General features: G+C 60.0%; 13 protein-coding genes and 1 riboswitch. Of the genes, 6 read left to right on the top strand and 7 right to left on the bottom strand.

Translation table 11 applies throughout. The annotated features are described in order from the left end of the window. Window position 1 precedes the first annotated feature (1 nt). The 6 genes from thiS to GA830_RS17155 form a co-directional block, all read right to left on the bottom strand. Complete coding sequence (thiS, locus tag GA830_RS17180) at window positions 2-199, bottom strand: sulfur carrier protein ThiS (RefSeq protein ID WP_195162984.1); 198 nt, start codon at window positions 197-199, stop codon at window positions 2-4. Further along, the gene (thiO, locus tag GA830_RS17175) at window positions 196-1158 is read right to left on the bottom strand and encodes a glycine oxidase ThiO (RefSeq protein WP_195162983.1); all 963 of its coding nucleotides are present in this window, start codon (window positions 1156-1158) and stop codon (window positions 196-198) included. Before thiO ends, thiS begins: the two co-directional genes overlap by 4 nt. Then, the gene (thiC, locus tag GA830_RS17170; RefSeq protein WP_195162982.1) at window positions 1155-2981 is read right to left on the bottom strand and encodes a phosphomethylpyrimidine synthase ThiC; all 1827 of its coding nucleotides are present in this window, start codon (window positions 2979-2981) and stop codon (window positions 1155-1157) included. Before thiC ends, thiO begins: the two co-directional genes overlap by 4 nt. A 116-nt stretch (window positions 2982-3097) precedes the next feature. Then, window positions 3098-3214: riboswitch (TPP riboswitch) on the bottom strand. A 55-nt stretch (window positions 3215-3269) separates the two neighbouring features. Then, window positions 3270-4265, bottom strand: coding sequence for a cell division protein FtsZ (ftsZ, locus tag GA830_RS17165; protein WP_195162981.1), 996 nt, complete (start codon window positions 4263-4265; stop codon window positions 3270-3272). Between the two features lie 226 nt (window positions 4266-4491). Continuing rightward, entirely contained in the window at window positions 4492-5490 is a 999-nt protein-coding gene (locus tag GA830_RS17160) for an ABC transporter permease (protein ID WP_195162980.1), read from the bottom strand. A 35-nt stretch (window positions 5491-5525) separates the two neighbouring features. Further along, a complete protein-coding gene (locus GA830_RS17155; RefSeq protein ID WP_195162979.1) occupies window positions 5526-6356 on the bottom strand; it encodes an ATP-binding cassette domain-containing protein in 831 nt (276 codons plus the stop codon). A gap of 267 nt (window positions 6357-6623) precedes the next feature. Between GA830_RS17155 and GA830_RS17150 the strand changes: the two genes are divergently transcribed. From GA830_RS17150 to GA830_RS17125, 6 genes are all read left to right on the top strand, one after another. Continuing rightward, entirely contained in the window at window positions 6624-7613 is a 990-nt protein-coding gene (locus GA830_RS17150) for a substrate-binding domain-containing protein (protein ID WP_195162978.1), read from the top strand. Between the two features lie 94 nt (window positions 7614-7707). Continuing rightward, window positions 7708-8439 (top strand): FadR/GntR family transcriptional regulator, encoded by a 732-nt coding sequence (locus GA830_RS17145; RefSeq protein ID WP_374939327.1) that lies wholly within the window; start codon window positions 7708-7710, stop codon window positions 8437-8439. A 79-nt stretch (window positions 8440-8518) separates the two neighbouring features. Next, window positions 8519-9595 (top strand): tartrate dehydrogenase, encoded by a 1077-nt coding sequence (locus GA830_RS17140; protein ID WP_195162976.1) that lies wholly within the window; start codon window positions 8519-8521, stop codon window positions 9593-9595. A gap of 28 nt (window positions 9596-9623) precedes the next feature. After that, window positions 9624-10508 (top strand): NAD-dependent epimerase/dehydratase family protein, encoded by an 885-nt coding sequence (locus GA830_RS17135; protein ID WP_195162975.1) that lies wholly within the window; start codon window positions 9624-9626, stop codon window positions 10506-10508. Between the two features lie 617 nt (window positions 10509-11125). After that, entirely contained in the window at window positions 11126-12106 is a 981-nt protein-coding gene (locus tag GA830_RS17130) for a sugar-binding transcriptional regulator (RefSeq protein ID WP_195162974.1), read from the top strand. Window positions 12107-12167: 61 nt separating this feature from the next. Beyond that, complete coding sequence (locus tag GA830_RS17125) at window positions 12168-14225, top strand: bifunctional aldolase/short-chain dehydrogenase (protein WP_195162973.1); 2058 nt, start codon at window positions 12168-12170, stop codon at window positions 14223-14225. Window positions 14226-14238: 13 nt separating this feature from the next. Here the strand turns inward: GA830_RS17125 and GA830_RS17120 are convergent, their stop codons facing one another. Further along, complete coding sequence (locus GA830_RS17120; RefSeq protein WP_195162972.1) at window positions 14239-15663, bottom strand: MFS transporter; 1425 nt, start codon at window positions 15661-15663, stop codon at window positions 14239-14241. Between the last annotated feature and the right edge of the window lie 45 nt (window positions 15664-15708).

Below are 15708 nucleotides of genomic sequence, written 5' to 3'. Positions count from 1 at the left end.
TTCACCCTCCCTGCCTCGGCGACAGGATCTCGATCCGGTCGCCGTCCTCAAGCCGACATGCGGCCCGCACGTCCGTCGGCACCAGGATGCCATTTCTAGCAGTGGCCAGCCACGCACCTTCAAACTCCAGCTCCGCCAGTAGAGCCGCAAGCGTGGTGGCACTGGCAGTGGTTTGATTTCCATTGACGATGATGTTCATGCTGCTTTCTCCTGTCGTGCACCTGTGACAAGCTGAGCCACGCGCTGCGCCATTGCAGGAGCCAGCAGAAAACCGTGGCGGTAGAGGCCGTTGAGGGCGAATTCGCTGCCTGCCTGCGTTACGCGCGGAAGATTGTCGGGGTAGGCGGGGCGCACGCCGGCGCCGGTTTCCAGAAGTTCGGCTTCAGCAAAGGCCGGGTGCAACGCATAGGTGGCGTTGAGTAATTCCATCACTGAGCGTGCGGTGGCTGGGCCATCATGATCGGTCTCGATCATGGTCGCGCCCACCATGAAGCAATGGTCGGCGCGTGGCACGATATAGAGCGGAAAGCGCGGGTGGAGCAGCCGCACGGGCCGCGACAGGCAGATATCGCGTGCGCGCAGTATCAGCATTTCTCCGCGTACGCCGCGCAGCAGTTTATCGGCGGCGGTGCGGGCCATCCCGGTGCAATCGATGATATGGTCAAAGTTTTGATTGTCCGGCTCGATATCATGAAATGTCACTCCCGCATCGGCGCAACGCTGCCTGAGTTCCGAAAGCGCCAGACGTGGATCGAGATGCGCCTCGCGGTGAAACAAAAGCCCGCAGGAAAACCGACCCTCAAGCGCCGGTTCCAGTGCCGCGATGCGTTCGGCATCGCATCGCTCGAAGCCTTCAGTGCGGGCGGCGAAGCGGTCCAGTTCGGCCCGGTCGCGGGCTGGGGTCACCACCAGCGTGCCGGTGGTGCAGACATGGCCAGGCAGCGTGGCTTGCCACCATCCGATCGCGCCTCCGGCCAGCGCAACGAGGTCGTGACCAGCACTCTCACTCTCGCAGTAGGGCGCCAGCATGCCGCCGGCAAACCACGAAGCACAGTGGCCGCCGGGCTTTGCCACCAGGCTCACCTCAATGCCGCGCGCAGTGAGTTCCCAAGCCGTTGCGAGGCCGGCAACGCCGGCACCGCGGATCAGCGCTTTCATGCCTTGTCACCGCCTGCTAGCGCCTTCAGCTCTGCCGGCTGCATATAGAGATCGCCGCCAGTTCTGAATTTTTGCGCCATGGCTTCCATCCCTTCCTTCTGTGCTTCGGCGCGGATTTCGTGTGAAATTTTCATCGAGCAGAATTTCGGGCCGCACATGGAGCAGAAATGCGCTGTCTTGTGCGCTTCCTTTGGCAGCGTCTCGTCATGATAGGAACGCGCTGTTTCGGGATCGAGCGACAGGTTGAACTGGTCTTCCCAGCGGAACTCGAAACGCGCGCGCGACAGTGCATCATCACGCAGACGCGCGGCCGGGTGCCCTTTGGCGAGATCGGCTGCATGGGCTGCAATCTTGTAGGTGATGACGCCTATTTTCACATCATTGCGGTCGGGCAGGCCGAGATGCTCTTTCGGCGTCACATAACAAAGCATCGCCGTACCGAACCAGCCGATCATGGCCGCGCCAATGCCGCTCGTAATGTGGTCGTAGCCCGGCGCGATGTCTGTCGTGAGGGGCCCCAAAGTGTAAAATGGGGCCTCGCCACAGACGGCGAGCTGTTTGTCCATGTTTTCCTTGATCTTGTGCATCGGCACATGGCCGGGGCCTTCGATCATCACTTGGCAGTCTTTTGCCCAAGCGATCTGTGTCAGTTCGCCCAGTGTTTCCAGTTCCGCAAACTGCGCGGCGTCATTGGCATCGGCAAGCGATCCGGGCCGCAGGCCATCGCCGAGCGAAAACGACACATCATAGGCACGGGCAATGTCGCAAATTTCATCGAAATGCTCGTAGAGGAAGCTCTCTCTATGGTGATGCAAGCACCATTTCGCCATGATCGAGCCACCGCGTGAGACAATGCCGGTGACCCGGTTCACAGTCAGCGGAATGTAATGCAGCCGCACGCCTGCATGGATGGTGAAATAATCGACGCCCTGTTCGGCCTGCTCGATCAGCGTGTCGCGGTAGACCTCCCAATTGAGGTCTTCGGCAATGCCATTGACTTTTTCCAGCGCCTGATAGAGCGGTACGGTGCCAATCGGTACCGGTGAATTGCGGATGATCCATTCGCGAATATTGTGGATGTTGCGGCCGGTTGAGAGGTCCATGACCGTATCTGCGCCCCAGCGGGTCGCCCAGACCATCTTTTCCACTTCCTCGGCCATGGATGAGGTGACGGCTGAATTGCCGATATTGGCGTTTATCTTGACCAGGAAATTGCGACCGATAATCATCGGCTCGCTTTCGGGGTGGTTGATGTTGGCCGGAATGATGGCTCGGCCGCGCGCGATTTCCTCACGCACGAATTCGGCCGTCACGAAATCAGGAATTGCTGCACCAAAGCTTTCGCCATCGCGTGTCGCCGCATTCCTGGCCTCCTCGCGGCCAAGGTTTTCGCGGATCGCGACAAATTCCATTTCTGGCGTGATGATACCGGCGCGGGCATAGGCAATCTGCGTCACCGCCTTGCCGCCTGTGGCTTTCAAAGGCTGGTGGGTCAAAGGAAAATAGGGTGTCAGCCTGTCGCCTGAGACAAAGCCATTGTCAGCCGGAGCAATGGCGCGGCCCGCATAGGTTTCGACGTCAGCACGCTTCTTGATCCAGTCTTCGCGTGGGCGGGGCAATCCGTGTTCGATGCCCAGCAATGTTGCGGGCTCGGTATAGGGGCCTGATGCATCATAAACGATGACAGGCGGTTCGCCGGCGGTGGGGTGCACCGAAATTTCGCGCATGGGAACGCGAATATCAGGGTGAATTATTCCCGGTCTGTAGACTTTACGGGAAGCTGGCAAAGGGCCAGTGGTAACTTTCGGGGCAACAGCATCCATGGGTATGAGCCTCCTCTGCTCGCAATCGCAAATGGAGACCCAGTTCCGCAGCCGTGAGAAGGAAAGCGCTGATTGTAGCGCAACGGAAACCCGTTGCATGTCGAGCCAGATAGCCCGCGCCAGCGCTTGCACCGTCCCTACGCCAGTATGAACTGGATCAGGTTCAACGGGTCACTGCGCTGCGAAAGCGAGCAGAATCTCAGCCCCTTGTCGGGACCCCCCTGGTGAATACGTGAGAGTTGCGCCCTATAGGGATGCTTTGTCAAGCCGGCAGGTGCCGGCGCGTTATCAGCGCGCGGGCATGTGTTCGGCGAATTGTGTTTGCTGTCGCAATCCCGTTGCCACCACCGAGACCCGGAACTTCCCCTCCAGCGCGCTGTCGAAGATGGAGCCGACGATGATGTCGGCGTCGTCGTCCACTTCTTCGCGGATGCGGGTGGCTGCTTCGTCTACTTCGAAGAGGGTCATGTCCTTACCGCCAGAGATCGAGATCAGGACGCCCTTGGCGCCCATCATCGAGGCTTCGTCGAGAAGTGGGTTGGCGATTGCGGCTTCTGCAGCTTTTTTGGCGCGGCCTTCGCCGGATGCTTCGCCGGTGCCCATCATGGCGCGGCCCATGTCGCGCATGACGGATTTGACGTCGGCGAAATCGAGGTTGATCAGGCCTTCCTTGACGATCAGATCGGTGATGCAGCCGACGCCTGAGTAGAGCACGCGGTCAGCCATGGCGAAAGCATCAGCAAAGGTGGTCTTTGCGTCGGCAATGCGGAACAGGTTCTGGTTGGGGATAACGATGACTGTGTCTGCGCATTCGCGCAGGCGTTCAACGCCTTCCTCGGCAGCGCGCATGCGGCGTGTGCCTTCGAAGGTGAAGGGTTTTGTCACCACAGCAACGGTCAGGATACCTGCCTTGCGGGCGGCTGCAGCCACAATCGGGGCAGCACCCGTGCCGGTGCCGCCGCCCATGCCGGCGGTGACGAAGCACATATGGGTGCCGGCCAGGTGGTCCATGATCTCGTCGATGGATTCTTCTGCGGCTGCGCGGCCAATCTCGGGCAGTGAGCCGGCGCCGAGGCCTTGTGTCACATTGGAGCCCAGTTGAATAAGGCGCGTCGCCTTGGACATGGTCAGCGCCTGCGCATCGGTGTTGGCAACAATGAATTCGGTGCCCTGCAAGCCCTCCGTGATCATGTTGTTGACGGCATTGCCGCCACCGCCGCCAACGCCGATCACGGCAATTTTTGGCTTCATCTCTGAGATATCTGGCCGTGTGGGAGCGGTCATATCCGTTTCTCTTTCGTTGGCGGGTGACCCGCAGCATAGCATAACAGCCGCCCGGCGAATCGCCGGATGGGATTTGCCCGAAAGAATCAGGTTGCGGGACGGGAAGCAAGGTTTGGGGGTGCGGTGAATGGTGAATAGAATGGTGAATGGTGAAATGGAATGAGGGTTGACGTGTCGATATCAACTCCGACCATTCACCATTCACCATTCACCATTCACCGCACAGCTATTCGCTTTGCCGGAAATTCCGCACCCGCTCGAACATCACCGCGAAGATGATTGCACCACCGATGAAGGCGCCCTGCCAGAAGGCGTTGATGCCGAGCAGGCCAAGGCTGTTGCGGATGATCTCGATCAAGGCTGCGCCTACCAGAGCGCCAAAGGCGGTACCAATGCCGCCGGCCAGATTGGCGCCTCCGATGACGGCCGCGGCAATCACCTGCAATTCCATGCCCGCGCCGATATTGGTGGTGACGGCACCCAGCCAGCCGGTCTGGATGATGCCGGCAATCCCGGCTGACAGTGCCGAGATCATATAGACGGCGACCTTGATTGGGCGCACTGGCACTCCGGTCAGTGTAGCGGCGTGCTCATTGCCGCCGATGGCATAGATGTGGCGACCGAATTTCGTCCAGCGCAGCACGAAGCCGGTGATCAGCGCCAGTACCACCATGTAGATCACCGGATTGGCAATGCCGAAAAACCAGGCGCCGCCGCCCAGCGCCAGAAGTTGTGTATGGTCCGGCCCGAACTCAAACACCACCGTGTTGTTGGACGCTACCATGGCCAGGCTGCGGGCAATCGACAACATGCCAAGCGTCACCACAAAGGGCGGGAAGCCGAGATAGGCGATCAGAATACCGTTGAAAGCTCCGACGATCAGCGCGGTGATCAGGGCAGCCGCGATGCCGATCTCGATCGAATAGCCGGCATGCATCACCACCGCCAAAATCATCGAACAGAGGCACAGTACCGAGCCGACCGACAGGTCGATGCCGCCGGTGATGATCACCATCGTCATGCCGAGCGCCACGATGGCGACGAAGGTGACATTGCGGGTGATGTTGTAGAGATTTTTCGCGGTTGCGAAAGAGTCTGTCGCAACGGAGAGGAAGAGGCAGGCGGCAAGGATGGCGATCACCACCCAGAAGGTCTGGCTGCCGACAACGCCGGAAAGCCAGCTCTGCTGCTTGCGGTCGATGGTCTGTTGCAGCGTGACGGTCATGGGCGGTTGTTCCTGGTTAGAGAGTGCCGACATGATCACACCCGCTCGATTGCGCCGGTGATGAGGCCAGTGACCTCCTCCGGTGAGGTTTGCGCCACCTTGCGGTCGGCCACTTTCTTGCCGCGACGCAGTACGATGACGCGGTCGGCGACGGTGAAGACATCGGGCATACGGTGGCTGATTAGCACTATGGCGATGCCCTGGTCGCGCAGCAGGCGGATGAGGTTCAACACCTCGGCGACCTGGCGCACCGAGATCGCGGCGGTCGGCTCGTCCATTAGCACAATTTTTGCGTCGGCCAGTCTGGTACGGGCAATCGCCACCGCCTGGCGCTGGCCGCCCGACATTTGCTTGACCAGATCGCGCGGCCGGGTCTCCGACTTCAGTTCCTGGAATAGTTCGCCGGCGCGGCGATACATGGCGGCATAATCGAGCACCTTGAACGGGCCAAACCCCATCTTCATCTCGCGGCCGAGGAAGACATTGGCGGCAGCCGTCAGATTGTTGCACAGCGCCAAATCCTGATGGACAATTTCGATGCCGTGCTGGCGCGCCTCGACCGGCTTGTGCAGCACCAGCTCCTTGCCATCCATTTTCATCGAGCCTTCGCTGGGGCGGAAGTTACCGGCGATCATTTTCACCAGCGTCGATTTTCCGGCGCCGTTGTCACCCATCAGTCCGACGACTTCGCCCGGCTCTATCGCCAGCGAAACCCCGCTCAGCGCATGGATGGCACCGAAATGCTTGGAAATGTTGATCAGTTCAAGAACTGCCACCTGTGGGTGCCTCCCGCTCCATCCGACGCCAGGGGCTGCCCGCGTTTCGCGGCCCCCCCCGATGCGCTCCTCCCAGAGACGCCTGCGCATTAAGACAAACCCGTGGACCAGCGTCAATAAAGTAAGCTTCAAAAATCTGTTTTGTCAGACAAATACTTGACGGGAAAACTTCTGGGCTATTAGGTAGGGGAGAGAGTGCTGTGCGGGTGCGTGCGGCATGTCATGTTGCCTGCGATAGCATGCGCCGTGCGACATTCATGAGCTTTCCGGCTGGGCATGAGCAGGTGTTCGCTGCTCCTGTCGGGCCGGTCTGGTGGTGGGCACGGTCCGTGGCTGCCTGTTCAACGGGAGGACTGAATGAGGAAAGTTGCATTGTTGTTGGCCACGGCGGCCCTGGCATTCGGTGCCGGACCCGCACTGGCAAAAAAGCAGCTGGTTATTGTGGTGAAGGGTCTGGACAATCCATTCTTCGAAGCGATCAACCAAGGCTGCCAGAAATGGAACAAGGAAAACGCCGATTCCGAGTATGAATGTTTCTATACCGGACCGGCCTCGACTTCGGACGAAGCTGGCGAGGCACAGATTGTGCAGGATATGCTGGGCAAGGCAGACACAGTCGCCATGGCCATCTCGCCATCCAACGCCAAACTGATCGCGCAGACGATCAAGACGGCAAACGCAACCGTGCCCATCATGACGCTCGATGCTGACCTTGCCGTGGAAGATTCCGGCCTGCGCAAGACTTATCTTGGCACCGACAATTATCTGATGGGCTTCAAGATCGGTGAATACATCAAGGCCAAGAAGCCCGATGGCGGCACGGTGTGCACCATTCAGGGCAATCCGGGAGCAGACAACATCCTGCGCCGCGCTCAGGGAACCCGTGATGCCCTGAGCGGACAGAAGGACATCAAGGAGTTGAAAGGCGAAGGCGGCTGGACCGAGGTTGCCGGTTGCCCGGTATTCACGAATGATGACGGCGCCAAGGGCGTGCAGGCCATGACCGATATATTGGCCGCAAACCCCGACCTTGACGCATTTGCTATCGAAGGTGGCTGGCCGCTGTTTGGCGCACCACAGCCATACCGCGACCTGTTCAAGCCATTGGCGGACCGTATTGCCAGTGGCGACTTCGTTGTCTCGGCTGCCGATACAATCGGCGACGAAGTGGCGATCGCCAAGGAAGGTCTTGTCACCGCGCTCGTTGGCCAGCGGCCGTTCGAGATGGGGTATAAAGCTCCATCGGTGATGATCGACCTGGTGGAAGGCAAGCCGGTCGAAGATCCTGTTTTTACCGGACTTGACGAATGCACCAAGGATACGGTTGATACCTGCATCCAGAAATAATCGGAAGGGGCGCGCAGCGCGGCTGCGCGCCCCTTCTCAACAATGACGAGGCCGGAATGACAAAGCGAGGAGGAGCGTGAAGACGCCTCTCGGGCTGCAGGAAACCGCGCAGGCGATCGAGCGCAGCAAGGACCTGAAAACATTTCGCGCCACCGGCATCAGCGTGCATGCTTCGCTTGCCAACGAGATCGGCCTGAGAATCGTGCGTGGCGATTATCCGCCCGGCACCATCCTGCCCAATGAAGCCAAGTGGTCGGAGACCTTCGATGTCAGCCGCTCTGCGGTGCGCGAGGCAATCAAAATGCTGATGGCCAAAAGCCTTTTGGCATCGCGGCCAAAAATCGGCAGCTGGGTCGAGCCGCGCGAGCGCTGGAACCTGCTCGATCGTGACGTTCTTTCCTGGTATGCCATGTCGCCCGACCGCGCCGGCTTTCTGCGTACCGTGCAGGAGTTTCGCCATATCATCGAGCCGGAGGCGACCGCGCTTGCCGCCATGCGTCGCAGCTCCGCGCAGATGGAGGAGATTAGTCAGCATTGCCGCGACATGAAGAACGCGCAGTCGTTGATCGAGCGGACACATGCCGATACGCGTTTTCACCTCACCATCCTGCAGGCTTCGGGCAATGATCTTTTGATGCCGCTCGGCGCCTTGATTTCCTCGGCGCTGGAGCACCTGTTTTCGTTCACCAGCCGTGATGAAGTGGGACTGGGGAATGCTCAGAAGCTGCATGAAAACATCGAACGCAACATTCGTTTGCAAAAGCCGGAGGCGGCGAGGATGGCGGTGCGCAAGCTGCTCGCCAATACAGACAAGATCATCGGTTGAACGATTTGGGCAGGCCAGACGTTGCGGGTGACGCCGGGGTTCGGTTGTGAACCGCGATCAAGCAAACAGGCAAAGGCCCATGAAGCAGTTTCGCATCGCGACCATTCCCGGAGACGGTATCGGCAAGGAGGTTGTCGCCGCAGGTGTCGAGGTTCTGCAGTCGGTGGCGCGGCGCGATGGCGGATTTGCGCTTGTCTTTGATCTCTTCGACTGGGGCTCGGATTACTACAGGGCGCATGGCGTCATGATGCCAGCGGACGGGCTGGCGCAGATCAAAAGTCATGATGCCATCCTGTTTGGTGCGGTAGGTGCGCCTGATGTTCCCGACCACGTCACGCTGTGGGGGCTGAGGCTTGCCATCTGCCAGTCGTTTGACCAATACGCTAATGTGCGCCCGACCCGTGTATTGCCAGGCATCAGCAGCCCATTGAAAAATGTCGGTGAAGGTGATCTCGACTGGGTTATCGTGCGCGAGAATTCGGAAGGCGAATATGCCGGGCAGGGCGGTCGCACCCATCGCGGAATGGCCGACGAAGTGGCAACTGAGGTTGCTATTTTCACGCGCAGCGGTGTGACGCGGATCATGCGCTTTGCCTTCGCTCTAGCGCAGTCGCGCCCGCGCAAAAAGCTGACTGTTGTGACCAAATCCAATGCGCAGCGCCATGGCATGGTGCTGTGGGACGAGATCGCCGCCGAGATGGCCGCCGAGTTTCCAGATGTGACGCATGACAAGATGCTGGTCGATGCGATGACTGTGCGCATGACCCTGCAGCCGCCCTCGCTTGATACCATTGTCGCGACCAATCTCCATGCCGATATTCTTTCAGATCTCGCAGCCGCGCTTGCCGGCTCGATCGGTATCGCGCCGACTGCCAACCTCAATCCGGAGGGAGCATTCCCGTCGATGTTCGAACCGATCCATGGTTCGGCCTTCGATATCACGGGCAAGGGCATCGCTAATCCGGTGGGAACGTTCTGGAGCGCCAGCATGATGCTTGCGCATCTGGGCGAGGGCCAGGCTGCGGACCGGCTGATGCGCGCCATTGAGCGAGTGACGCGCGACAGCACCTTTCACACGCCCGACCTCGGCGGCAGCGCCACGACCCGAAGCGTAACCGACGCGGTTCTGACAGCCATCGACGGTGCCAACGACTAAGACCTTGAAACATCAGGAGACCAATGCAATGGGTAAGAGAATCATGTTCACCGGCGGCAGCGGCAAGGCCGGGCGCCATGTCGTTCAGTACCTGGTCGACCAGGGCCACCAAGTGCTCAACCTCGACACCAAACCGCTAGACAATCCGAAGGTGCGCACGCTGATCACAGACATCACCGACAGCGGGCAGGTTTTTAATGCTCTGTCGAGCTATATGGGGCTGCATGAATTCGACCCGTCGCTGCGCCCGCAACCAGTCGATGCGGTGGTGCACTACGCCGCCGTGCCGCGCATTATGATCACGCCCGACAACGAGCTTTTCCGCGTCAATACGATGGGCACCTACAATGTCATCGAGGCAGCGGTGAAGCTTGGGATCAAGAAGATCGTCATTGCGTCGAGCGAAACGACCTATGGCCTGGTGTTCGCCAACGAGCCGCGAAACCCGGCCTATCTACCGCTTGACGAAGAGTACGATGTCGACCCGATGGATAGCTATGCGCTGTCGAAAGTGGTCAACGAGAAGACCGCGCGCGCCTTTGCGCTGCGCAGCGGTTTTGACATCTATGCGCTGAGGATCGGCAATGTCATCGAGCCGCATGAATATGAGACGATGGTGCCCAAGTGGAAAGCCGATCCGGAATTTCGCAAGCGTATCACCTGGAGCTATGTCGACGCGCGCGACCTAGGCCAGATCACCGATCTTGCGCTGAAGATGGATGGCCTCGGCTTCCAGGTCTTCAATGCAGCCAATGACGATACATCCTCAGACCTGCCCAGCCGCGACCTGATCGAGCGGTTTTATCCGGGAGTGCCAGTGAAGGGGGAACTCGGCGAATTCGAAGGGCTCTACTCGAACCGCAAAATTCGCGACGTGCTGGGGTTCAAGTCGCAGCACGGCTGGCGGGGGTAGGCTGGTCAGTTCTTCCCTACGCCAGTCAGGCAAATAAGGGTTACGAGTTTTCCTGAGTCAGATGCTGTATCGGCGACAAGCATTGCCCTGATAGCCCGCGCCCACAGCTTGGTGCGTTTGCTACATAAGGCCGCGAAAGTGGGAAGAGGTGCCGAACGTAGCGGGCGGAGAGGGGGTTAATGGTCTTACGCCAGCAGCGCTGGACGTTTTTCGACGCAATGACGCCTACATCGCAGCAGGTACGCTAGTTTCCCTCTCCCCATGCTCCACTTGAAGTTTCAATAATTGACGCCGAGCCATTCCCAGCTGGACATGCCCCCCGCCCATGCGAAAGCTACGCCCAAAAAAACTCACTCCAATTGAAGTCTGCATAGCAGCGAATAGTGGTCCCAACCCGCCCAGACTCAAGAAAATCAAAGCGACACCGTTCAGATATGACGCCCTCAACTTAATTGTTGCGGGTTCCTACGTCAGCCATTTCGCTATCTCTTGGACGCGCATTCTGAGGTCTGAGGTACGTTTAACCATAGCTGCGGCGCGTTGCCACTGTCAGTTTTCTCGCCTCGAATTGACTTTTGTCAGCGTCAGTGAATAATGTCGAGTACGGGGAGAAAAATATGGCCCTCAAGGCCTCCGAACAGATCATTCACAAAGCGGCGTGGCTTTATTACACGCATGGTCTGCGCCAGGACGAGGTGGCGCGGCAGCTCAATATTTCGCGGGCTTCGGTGGCGATGTATCTTCGCAAGGCGCGTGAGACGGGCATCGTCAATATCTCCACTTCTACGCAATTGTTCAGCTCGGATGTGCTGGCCCGCCAGGTCGAGGATTCCTACGGGCTGTCGGCTGTATGGGTGGTCAAGCAGGAACGGGCGGCGGGTGATCCGGTAGCCGAGGTGCCGGCGGTGGCGGCCAGCGTTTTTGTCGACATGGTGGGGCGAGGCCAGCGCGTCGGTATCGCCTGGGGCCGCACCGTCTATGCCATTGCCGATGTCATGGCCTTTGCCGATCTGCAGGATGTCACCGTTGTGCAGCTATGCGGCAATCTTGGCGCGCCCTATTCCTACCGGCCCGACCAGTGCACGATGGAGATCGCTCGTCGGCTTAATGCCAAGGGATTGAATTTTTACGCACCGCTGGTGCTGACCACCGAGGCGTTGGCACGCGACCTTCGCAACGAACCGGTGATCCGCGAGCAGTTGGCTAGCGTCGCCGGCTGCGATCTGGCGCTGTTTTCGGTCGGCACGGTCGATGAGGACAGCCACGTGGTGAAATGCGGGGCGTTGTCGCCGGCCGACATCCACATGCTGCGCGGGCAGGGGGCTGCCGGCGTCATTGCCGGGTTGATGATCGACGCCAGGGGCGAACTGCTCGACTGCAGCTACAACCGCCGCGCCATTTCGGCTGATCTTGGCTCGCTGCGCGCCATTCCGCGCCGGCTGATGGTGGTGCAGGAAGATGCCAAGCTCGACCCGCTATGCGCCGCACTTGCTGGCGGGCTGTGCACCCATCTGGTGATCACTCAGGCGCTGGCCGAAGGGCTGGTCGAAGCAGCCGCGCGGAAGCCCCAAAGCTCTGCGCCTCCGAGCCAGCCCTGAACGGACCGGGTTTCCAACTCGCATCTCTCGAAAACCGCAAAAAACTCTGGACGCTTGCCTCATGAAAAATCTCTGGAACGATCAAGACGCCGAAGCCATGGTGGCACACTATGCCGAAAAGGGAGTTAATCGCGATCTGGCGCTGCGCGTCTACACCACGCGACTGCTTGGCGGCGAGCCACGGCTGGTGCTGCATGGCGGCGGCAACACCTCGTGCAAGAGCACTGTGACCGATCTTCTCGGCGACGTATGGGAGGTTCTGTGCGTCAAGGGCAGCGGCTGGGACATGGCGGTGATCGAGCCCGCCGGCCTACCGGCGGTAAAACTCGCGACGCTTTTAAAGGCGCGCAACCTCGGTGCGCTGGAAGATGAGGACATGGTGGCGCTACAGCGCGCCAATTTGATCGACCCATCCTCGCCCAACCCGTCGGTGGAAACGCTTTTGCATGCATTCCTGCCGCACAAATTTGTCGATCACACCCACTCCACCGCCATTCTTGCCATCGTCGACCAAGGCGATGAGAGCGAGGCGCTGTCGAAGAAGGTGTTCGGCGCGAAGATGGGCTTTGTGCACTACATCAAGCCAGGTTTTGACCTCGCCAAAGCGGCTGCAGATGTCTACGATTCTGATCCGACGGTGGACGGTCTCATACTGGACAAGCATGGCATCTTCACCTTTGCCGAGGACGCCAAAACAGCCTACGACCTGATGATCCACTACGTCACCATGGCCGAGGATTATGTAGCCCAGCACGGCAAGTACCCGTTGGCGCCGGCATCAGTCTCCGTCACCCCGGTCAAGCCGAACGATATCGCGTCGATGCTGCGCGGCGCTGTAGCTGTGAACAAGGGCGAGGGCCGTTTCGATCGCATGGTCAGTGACTTCCGTACCTCTGACGCGATCCTCGAATTCGTCAATGCTGCAGCGCTTGCGGATTTTGCCGCCGGCGGTGTCTCGACGCCGGATTTGTCGATCCGCATCAAGACCGGCCCGATGGTACTGCCGGCACCGGACGCGGCAAAGCTCGGCGACTACAAACAAGAGATCGTCAAGCAGGTCACCAGATATGCCGCCGAATACCAGGCCTATTTCGAAACCAACGACACGCTGGATGACGTCAGCCGCACCATGCTAGACCCAATGCCGCGCCTGTCGCTGGTGCCGGGGCTTGGCATTTTCGGTCATGGCCGCACGCTGAAAGACGCAAAGATAGCGTCCGATGTCGGCGAGATGTGGATGGAGGCGGTCAAGGGCGCAGCCGCCATCGGAACCTTCCGCCCGCTGGCAAAGTCCGACCTTTTTCCGCTCGAATACTGGTCGCTGGAACAGGCGAAACTCGCCTCCAACAAGCCCAAGGCGCTGACCGGACAGGTCATGCTGGTCACCGGCGGCGCCGGTGCCATAGGTGCTGCAACTGCAAAGGCTTTTGCCCGCGAAGGTGCGCATGTGGTGGTGTTTGATATCGACGCAGGCAAGGCGGCGGCGACAGCGAAAGCCGCCGGCAACAATTCCATCGGCGTCTGCGGCGACATCACCAATCCTACTGATGTGCGTGCCGCCTTTGATGCGGCGGTGGCAGCCTTTGGCGGCGTCGATATCGTCGTCTCCAATGCGGGTGCGGCCTGGGAAGGGGCCATCGGCACACTCGACGATGCAATTTTGCGCAAGAGCTTCGAGCTCAACTTTTTTGCCCACCAGTCGGTCGCGCAAAATGCCGTGCGCATTTTCCGCGAGCAGGGCACCGGCGGTGTGCTTCTGTTCAACGCCTCCAAGCAGGCGGTAAACCCCGGTGCAAAGTTCGGCGCCTATGGCCTGCCCAAGGCGGCAACGCTGTTTTTGTCGCGCCAATATGCGCTCGAATACGGCCCCGAGGGCATCCGCTCAAACGCCGTCAATGCCGATCGTATCCGCTCTGGTCTGTTGACCGACGCGATGATCGCCAGCCGTTCGGGCGCCCGCGGCGTTTCGGAAAAGGACTATATGTCAGGCAATCTTCTTGGCCAGGAAGTCACCGCCGAAGACGTCGCCCAAGCATTTCTGCACCAGACGCTGGCAGAGCGGACAACCGCCGATGTGACGACGGTCGACGGCGGCAATATCGCGGCGGCGCTCAGGTAGGGCGACCGAATGATCAGGGAGCGTCGGGGACCAGTTTTGCGGCGCTTTCCTGTGCGTGCTTGCGGTGGCTGATTGTTGCGAGCAGCAGTGCCAGAAAAATGCCGCCGGCCGCAGCTATAAAGGTTATCGTGAATGCGTCTGCGACGGCCTGCGGCGGAGCTGTGGTGATCTGAGCTGGTGCCATTGTCGCAGCGAACAGCATCGGCATCATCGAGGCACCTGCCATGAAACCGAGATTACGCGACAAGCCGAGCAGCCCGGACACCAGACCACGTTGGTCAGCGGCGGTTGAGGCCATGACAACCGTATTGTTGGCTGCCAGAAACAGCTGGAAACCGGGGGTCAGTAGGATAAGCGCCACCACATAGCCGGCAGTGCCAAAAAGTCTTGGAAACATGGCCAGGCAGATCAGGCCGACGAACGTGAGCGCAAGGCCAGCCAATACAATGCGACGCGCGCCGAAACGATCCGTCAGTCGCCCTGCCGGCACGCCGGCAAGCGCTGACATGGCTGGCCCCACGGCCATGACAAGTCCGACCTGCCAATCGTAGAGGTTCAGGCCGAAGGACAGGAAGAATGGGCCCACGGCGAGCGTCGACATCATGACCGTGGCGACAAGCACGCTGAGGCCGAGCGGTATCGTTGCCGCCGCACCGCGCAGCATCGCCATGGGCACCAAAGGCGATGCCGTCCGGGTCTCCACAATGACGAGGCAGGCAAGTGTGGCCGCCGAAAACAGCAACAGCAGGCCGGCGCTCCAGCCCGCACTGCCACCGGATGTTGCCAATGCCAGTGAGGTCAGGCACAGCGCCAGAAGCAGAGCGCCGGGCCAATCCATGGAAGGAGACTTTTGTCGGTCGCGGTCCGGATCTGGCGGGACTGTACACACAGCGAGGCACAAGACGACAGCACCGAGACCCGCCAGCGGAATGAAGGTTGCGCGCCAGCCTATGGCCGCAATGATGAACCCGCCAACGGACGGGCCAAGCGAAGTGCCGATGGCAGACATTGTGGCGAGCAGCCCCATGGCCGATCCTAAACGGTTTTTTGCCACGGCACCACGCGCCATGGAAACCGGCAGCGCGATCAGGATGGCCCCGCCTATGCCTTGCAGTATGCGGCTGGCAATCAGCGCCATCAGGGTGGGAGACGCTGCCGAAAGTACCGAGGCGAGGGTGAATATGGCCAGACCCGCCACCAGCGTGCGCTTATGTCCGAACAGATCACCAAGCCGCCCTGCAATCACGATGGTGACTGTCACCGAGACCAAATAGCCGAGAACAACCCACTGCACTGCAGAGACAGACGCGGAGAAGCCGGTGGCGAGGGAGGGGAGAGCCACTGAAACGACGCTGATGCCCAGCGATGCAAGCACTGTAGCTGCCGCCAGCGTGGCTAATACGGGTGGTCTGCGGATCGTTCGGCGGAGCGTGATCATGCGGGTACCTCTTGTCGTCAGGTTCAGTCGAGGCTACGTTGCCAC

It is taken from the genome of Mesorhizobium sp. NBSH29 (assembly GCF_015500055.1).
Classification (GTDB): domain Bacteria; phylum Pseudomonadota; class Alphaproteobacteria; order Rhizobiales; family Rhizobiaceae; genus Neomesorhizobium.
This window is presented reverse-complemented; position numbering and strand designations above follow the sequence as displayed.

Bases quoted from the DNA above. Each gene is read 5' to 3' on its own strand.
- GA830_RS17140 (WP_195162976.1), top strand. From the start codon at position 8,519: ATGAAGCAGTTTCGCATCGCGACCATTCCCGGAGACGGTATCGGCAAG.
- GA830_RS17155 (WP_195162979.1), bottom strand. From the start codon at position 6,356: ATGCGCAGGCGTCTCTGGGAGGAGCGCATCGGGGGGGGCCGCGAAACG.
- GA830_RS17135 (WP_195162975.1), top strand. From the start codon at position 9,624: ATGGGTAAGAGAATCATGTTCACCGGCGGCAGCGGCAAGGCCGGGCGC.
- GA830_RS17150 (WP_195162978.1), top strand. From the start codon at position 6,624: ATGAGGAAAGTTGCATTGTTGTTGGCCACGGCGGCCCTGGCATTCGGT.
- thiO (WP_195162983.1), bottom strand. From the start codon at position 1,158: ATGAAAGCGCTGATCCGCGGTGCCGGCGTTGCCGGCCTCGCAACGGCT.
- GA830_RS17125 (WP_195162973.1), top strand. From the start codon at position 12,168: ATGAAAAATCTCTGGAACGATCAAGACGCCGAAGCCATGGTGGCACAC.
- GA830_RS17160 (WP_195162980.1), bottom strand. From the start codon at position 5,490: ATGACCGTCACGCTGCAACAGACCATCGACCGCAAGCAGCAGAGCTGG.
- thiS (WP_195162984.1), bottom strand. From the start codon at position 199: ATGAACATCATCGTCAATGGAAATCAAACCACTGCCAGTGCCACCACG.
- GA830_RS17130 (WP_195162974.1), top strand. From the start codon at position 11,126: ATGGCCCTCAAGGCCTCCGAACAGATCATTCACAAAGCGGCGTGGCTT.
- ftsZ (WP_195162981.1), bottom strand. From the start codon at position 4,265: ATGACCGCTCCCACACGGCCAGATATCTCAGAGATGAAGCCAAAAATT.
- GA830_RS17120 (WP_195162972.1), bottom strand. From the start codon at position 15,663: ATGATCACGCTCCGCCGAACGATCCGCAGACCACCCGTATTAGCCACG.
- thiC (WP_195162982.1), bottom strand. From the start codon at position 2,981: ATGGATGCTGTTGCCCCGAAAGTTACCACTGGCCCTTTGCCAGCTTCC.